We start from the raw sequence: 2081 nt of genomic DNA, 5'->3' as shown, positions 1-2081 counted from the left end.
TCCAGCCGCGCTGAACGCCGTCAGTCGGGCAGGCGCAGCGTGCGCGCCGCGTCGACCAGGCCGGCGCGCTCGAGCCATGCCCACGCATCGTCGGCGTCGTCATTCACATAGGCGCGCGCTGATCCGAGGCGGAACGTGTAACCCCAAGCGTCCATGTCCGCGAGCACGCGGTCCGCGCCGACGTCGGGCAACTCGGCGCCGAGCAGCGACTGCAGCACGCACACGGCATCCTCCTCGGCGATCGAGTCGGTGGCATCCGTGTGCACGTCGGCGCGACGTTCGGGCGGCAGCACGATCAGGTGCGAGGCCTCGTGCAGCATCGAGTGCACCGGCGTATCGCCGCGCGCAAACACGGTGCAGCCGATCAGGCCGGCCTCGCACTCGCCCCAGTAGGAACCGGGAATCGGCTCGCCGTCGGGCACGCGCGACAACGCCAGCCCGTAACGCGCCAGCAGCGCGGCGACCCGGTCGACGTCGATATCCGCCAGGGTCAGCATGCGCCACATACGACGATGCCCCGCGCGGGCGGGGCATCGGTTTGACGTGCGGCCGGATTCACGGCGTCTGCGAGGCGTTCTCGGGCAGGGCGACCGAGATGTCGAGCACCTTGTTATCCCCTTCGCCGATCAGGTCGACCTTGACGGCTTCCACGTCGACGTTGACGTACTTGCGGATCACCTCGAGCAGCTCGCGCTGCAGCATCGGGAGGTAGTCCGGGCCGCCGCGCCCGGCGCGCTCGTGCGCGACGATGATGCGCAGGCGGTCCTTGGCGACGTTGGCCGTCTGCTTCTTCGTGGTCAGGAAATCGAAGATGCCCATGGCTCAGCCTCCGAAGAGCTTGCTGAGGAAGCCCTTCTTCTCGACGTTGACGAACCGCAGCGGGCGCGTGTCGCCGAGAAGGCGCGCGACGGCGTCGTCGTACGCCTGCGCCGCATCGGACGTTGTCTCGAGGATGACCGGCTCGCCCTTGTTCGAGGCATTGAGCACGTCGCCCGACTCCGGAATCACGCCGACCGCCTTCAGGCCGAGGATCTCCTCGACGTCGCCGATGCTCAGCATTTCGCCGGTCTCGACGCGCTTCGGGCTGTAGCGCGTGAGCAGCAGGTGCTCCTTGACGCGCTCACCGTTCTCGGCACGCCGCGTCTTCGACGCCAGCAGGCCGAGGATGCGGTCGGAGTCGCGGACCGACGACACTTCGGGATTCACCACGACGACTGCCTGGTCGGCGAAGTACATCGCGAGGAACGCGCCCTTCTCGATGCCTGCCGGCGAGTCGCAGACGATGTATTCGAAGCCATCCGCAGCGAGGTCCTCGAGCACCTTCTGCACGCCTTCGGTGGTGAGCGCGTCCTTGTCGCGCGTCTGCGATGCGGCGAGCACGAACAGGTTGTCGAACCGCTTGTCCTTGATCAGCGCCTGCTTCAGCGACGCTTCGCCGTGGACGACGTTGACGAAGTCATAAACGACGCGCCTCTCGCAACCCATGATCAGGTCGAGATTGCGCAGGCCGACGTCGAAGTCGATGACGGCGACCTTGTGGCCGCGACGGGCGAGTCCGCATGCGAGGCTGGCGCTGGTCGTGGTCTTGCCGACGCCGCCCTTGCCCGAGGTGACTACGATGATTTCGGCCAACTGAAATTCCTCCAATTCGTTTCAAGCCGCGCGGTAAGGCCGGCGCGGGCACAGCATGCCTCAAAGCATGCGGATGTGTGACGGATTACGCGTCCAGCGCCTCGATCCGGAGCTGGCCATCCTCGAGCCACACCTGGACGGGTTTGCCGAGCAGCGCGGCGGGGACGTCCTCGGACACTTTGTAGTGCCCCGCGATCGCGACGAGTTCGGCGTGGAATTCGCGGCAGAAGATGCGGGCCTGCTCGTAACCCTGCGCCCCGGCGAGCGCGCGGCCGCGAAGCGCGCCGTAGATGTGGATCGACCCATCGGCGATGACTTCCGCACCCGCGCCGACCGCGGACAGCACCGTGAGGTCGCGGTTGTCGGCGTAGACCTGCTGCCCGGAGCGGATTGGCGTGGACTGCACGAGCCCGGGCTGCGACGCCGCGGGACCGGGTGCCGCGGCGGCC

At 67.7% G+C, this 2081-nt stretch carries 4 protein-coding genes; all 4 read right to left on the bottom strand.

Going from position 1 to position 2081, the window contains the following annotated elements; all coding sequences use genetic code 11:
* Positions 1 to 20 precede the first annotated feature (20 nt).
* Positions 21 to 497: a hypothetical protein gene (locus FW784_RS13775; protein WP_149353894.1), complete on the bottom strand. Its 477-nt coding sequence runs from the start codon at positions 495 to 497 to the stop codon at positions 21 to 23.
* Positions 498 to 555: 58 nt separating this feature from the next.
* The gene (minE, locus tag FW784_RS13770) at positions 556 to 819 is read right to left on the bottom strand and encodes a cell division topological specificity factor MinE (protein ID WP_149353893.1); all 264 of its coding nucleotides are present in this window, start codon (positions 817 to 819) and stop codon (positions 556 to 558) included.
* A 3-nt stretch (positions 820 to 822) separates the two neighbouring features.
* The gene (minD, locus tag FW784_RS13765) at positions 823 to 1632 is read right to left on the bottom strand and encodes a septum site-determining protein MinD (protein WP_149353892.1); all 810 of its coding nucleotides are present in this window, start codon (positions 1630 to 1632) and stop codon (positions 823 to 825) included.
* 85 nt (positions 1633 to 1717) lie between these two features.
* Positions 1718 to 2081 (bottom strand): septum site-determining protein MinC (gene minC / locus FW784_RS13760; RefSeq protein ID WP_149353891.1); only part of this gene is annotated, 364 nt, incomplete at its 5' end.

This window comes from Cognatilysobacter lacus (genome assembly GCF_008274655.1).
In the GTDB taxonomy this organism is placed as follows: domain Bacteria; phylum Pseudomonadota; class Gammaproteobacteria; order Xanthomonadales; family Xanthomonadaceae; genus Cognatilysobacter; species Cognatilysobacter lacus.
Note: the sequence above shows the minus strand (reverse complement) of the source record. Positions and strands in the feature narration are given on the sequence as shown.